Source organism: Streptomyces sp. PU-14G (genome assembly GCF_041028275.1).
Taxonomy (GTDB): Bacteria; Actinomycetota; Actinomycetes; order Streptomycetales; family Streptomycetaceae; genus Streptomyces.
The window spans coordinates 1-436 of record NZ_JASKYT010000804.1 but is presented as its reverse complement, the minus strand read 5'-3'; the positions used below and the strand labels follow the sequence as shown (position 1 = coordinate 436).

The window sequence follows — 436 nt, the reverse complement described above, 5'->3', positions numbered from 1 at the left end:
GTCGACGACCTGGCTGTTGCCGAGTCCGGAAAGGTGCAATTGTGAGCCACATCAAAGTCGGCCGGACGGTGTTCGTCACCGGCGCCTCGCGCGGTGTCGGGTTCGAGATCAGTTCCGCGCTGCTGACATCAGGATTCCAGGTCGTCCCCCCCCCCCCCCCCCCCCCCCCCCCCCCCCCCCCCCCCCCCCCCCCCCCCCCCCCCCCCCCCCCCCCCCCCCCCCCCCCCCCCCCCCCCCCCCCCCCCCCCCCCCCCCCCCCCCCCCCCCCCCCCCCCCCCCCCCCCCCCCCCCCCCCCACGACCTGTTCGAGGTACGGCTCGCCCCAGGAGGGGCGGAAGGGGTTGCGCAGGCCGGGCAACTGGCGCCACCTGCGCAGCGCGCCGTCGCCGACGCCGAAGGTCTTGCCCTCGAAGACGTTCCCGGCCTCGATCAGTCG

Annotated in this window: 1 pseudogene; it reads right to left on the bottom strand. The window is 78.2% G+C overall.

Features of this window, described 5'->3' with window-relative positions:
• Positions 1-295: 295 nt before the first annotated feature.
• A pseudogene (locus AB8Z75_RS35355) lies at positions 296-436 on the bottom strand (histidine phosphatase family protein); the annotation flags it as partial.